General features: G+C 63.6%; 1 protein-coding gene and 2 pseudogenes. All 3 read right to left on the bottom strand.

The genetic code is table 11. The features are described 5' to 3' along the window. Positions 1 to 171 (bottom strand): annotated as a pseudogene (locus ACFYNO_RS41140) (integrase core domain-containing protein); the annotation flags it as partial. A 106-nt stretch (positions 172 to 277) separates the two neighbouring features. After that, positions 278 to 2,080, bottom strand: coding sequence for a reverse transcriptase domain-containing protein (locus ACFYNO_RS41135; RefSeq protein ID WP_388023903.1), 1,803 nt, complete (start codon positions 2,078 to 2,080; stop codon positions 278 to 280). A 535-nt stretch (positions 2,081 to 2,615) separates the two neighbouring features. Then, positions 2,616 to 2,888 (bottom strand): annotated as a pseudogene (locus tag ACFYNO_RS41130) (DDE-type integrase/transposase/recombinase); the annotation flags it as partial.

The raw sequence follows: 2,888 nt of genomic DNA, 5'->3' as shown, positions 1-2,888 counted from the left end.
CTAGGTGTACTGACCCGTGAGGTTGGTGACGCGGCTGACGGGAGGCTTGCCCTGGAGCGCGGTGTGTCCGCGGTGGTGATTGTAGGTGTGGAGCCATCCGGGGAATGCGTCGCGTCGCTCCTGCTCGGTGCGGTAGGGCCTGGCGTATGCCCACTCGTCGAGCAGGGTGCGGGTAGGGTCGGCCGAGCGGCGAGGTGCCTGCCAGCGCAGGCCCTTTTCCGCTCGGCCTCCCTCCGAACCGGACTGGCCCGTTTCCGAGCATCCGGCTCTCCAGTGACTACTGCGTGAGCGTCGGGCTCGGCTTCCCGATGTGGATCCGCTCGTGGCAGGCGCCGCAGACCACGAGGGCCTTCCGCCGGCGCTTGGCCATGAGGTTCGCCCATTCGGGGGATGGCCCGTCAAGTCGGGCGAGGTCGTTCAGTGACCTGATGTGGTGAACCTCCACCTCACCAGTCTGTTCACAAACCTCGCACCGATTTCCCTGAAGTCGACGGATCAACTCCTTTTGCGGGTAGACGGGGCCGGTCAGACGGTCGGTCAACTCGGCCGTCTTCTGCCGCTTTAGGGGAATCCCTCCGAACCGTGCAACCAGTTCCTTCCTGTTGTCGCGAGGAATGCGCGCCTCGAAACAAATGCGCGGCCCGTGCAGGGTGTTGATCTTGGCCTTGAAGCGGGCCGCCATCTTCGACACCGTTGAGCCGTGCTTCCTTGCGAGGGTCCTGAGCATTGCTGTTTCCATGACCCATCGCAGCCTGTGAAGTCGGAAGACGTCACCGGCCATCAGGTAGTACTGGACGACTCCCCGGTACTCGACGGCGAACTTACCGACGATGACGTAGTCGGTTTCGTTCACCAGAGAGTTCTGGCACGCGGGTTTCCCGCCTGCCATATACGGGGAGCATTTGGCCTTGATCACTGTTTTGGGCACGTGCAGAGTGATCGCCCCGTTGAGGGAACGGCGGTTTCGCCGGTCCGTCCCGGAAGGGCGCCGCGTTCTGCGGTCCGTGCTCGCCGTCGCGATCTCATAGCCGAGGAATCTCGCCCTGCCTGTTCGGGCATGGGTGATCAGCGTTTTGTCCTGTGACAGCTCCAGCTTGAGATCTTCACGCAGGAACGTCGCCAGACGCTGTTTGATTTCCTCGGCCTCGGCCTTTGGTCCAACGAACCCGAGAAGGGTGTCGTCGGCATACCGCACGTACCGCAGCCGCCGGTAGCCGGGATCATAAGGGTCCTGGCTGGGCAAGCTGTGCAGCCGCCGATAGAGAGACCGAACCTCGGCCCGGTCGCCCTTTCGTCGGGCTCGTGCAATTGCCGATTCCACCCTGCGGTATTCCGAGCTGCGAGCTCGGAGACCGCCTCGGGTGTATTTAGGGATTAGCTCCTTCTCAACAAACGTGTCCAGTTTATGCAGGTAGATGTTGGACAGGATCGGTGAGGCCACGCCGCCCTGCGGGGCTCCGCTGAGCGTCGTGTGCCAGATCCAGTCCTCCAGGTATCCGGCTGTCAGCATGTTCCGCACCAGCCGCAGGAACCGGTTGTCGTGGACGTTCTCGCCCAGGGCCCGGAGCAGGACCCCGTGGTCCAGGCTTCCGAAGCAGTCAGCGATGTCGCCCTCGATGAACCAGGTCGTCCCCGTCCAGGTGTTGGCCACTTCGCGCAGTGCGGTGTGGCATCCCCTCCGGGGACGGAATCCGTGGGATCGGCCGGAGAAGGTCGGGTCGTGGTACGCCTCCAATAGGAGACGCACCACCTCGCCAACGAGCTTGTCCGACCAAGTGGGCAGGCCGAGAGGGCGAGTTTTCCCGCTCTGTTTCTTCGGGATATGAACTCGCCTCACCGGACGGAATCGATAGCGTTCGTGACGCATCGCATCGATGATGCGATTGATCCGTCCCATCGACATGCCGTCCACGGTCTCCTGCGTGGCCCCTGGTGTCATCGCCCCCTTGTTGGAGTAGATGCGTCCATAGGCCAGCAGATACAACTGCGGGTTGAACATCTGTCGATACAGTTCCCCACACGGCAGACCGCGCCTGCCGCGCTCACGCAGGACACCCAGCACCGTTTCGGCGCTCTGCATTTCGCATACCTCCCCGCCCTAGGGTGTCCGATCACCTGGCCCCCTTCGCCCGATGCGGACGGCTTTCCCGTCCTCCTTGGCCGGTCGTAACTCCGGCGACTACTACGGGGCCTCCGTCGCCATGGGGCTCGCGCCCGTTAGGCGATCCCACGTTCGTCTCTGTCGCACGTTCTAGCGTGACGTAGGCGCCCCATTCATCTCCTTAAATGCCCTCACTGGGCATCGCTCCTGTCCCCGAGAGTTGCGGATTCCGTTCAACGCGGCCTCCGCAGGGACGGCACCGGTTTCAGGCGTCTTTCCGGTGGATGTGAACTTCCATCTCCTGGAGATTGGGATTCAAGCAATCAAGCCTTCGCCATATCACGCGGGCCTTCCCGGCACACCGTCCCTTACGCCTGGACCCGGCCGCCGGTTTCCTGGCATGCTCTTGTCCCCTTCACCTTTCGGATTTGGGTAAGCCATTAGGCCCAGGAACCTCCTCCCGATTTCCTCCCGGCTATGCCGGGGATACGACAGAGCGCCTCGTGGCGCACTTGAAGCGTTCGACCTTGCCGTTGGTCTGGGGCCGGTAGGGACGGGTGCGCTTGTGCGCGATCCCGCCGGCCGCGAGGGCGTCGCGCCATAGCTGGGAGCGGTAGCAGGAGCCGTTGTCGGTCAGCACGCGCTGGACGGTGATCCCGGCGTGGGCGAAGAATTCCTGGGCGCGGCTCCAGAAGGCGGTGGCGGTCTCCTTTCGCTCGTCGGCGAGGATCTCGCTGTAGGCCAGGCGGGAGTGGTCGTCGACGGCGTTGTGGAGGTAGCTGTAGCC

Origin of the sequence: Kitasatospora sp. NPDC006697, from assembly GCF_042869935.1 — a bacterium.
GTDB lineage: Bacteria > Actinomycetota > Actinomycetes > Streptomycetales > Streptomycetaceae > Kitasatospora.
This window is presented reverse-complemented; position numbering and strand designations above follow the sequence as displayed.

Excerpts from the sequence above, each read along its gene's own strand:
- ACFYNO_RS41135 (WP_388023903.1), bottom strand. The coding sequence starts at position 2,080 with ATGCAGAGCGCCGAAACGGTGCTGGGTGTCCTGCGTGAGCGCGGCAGG.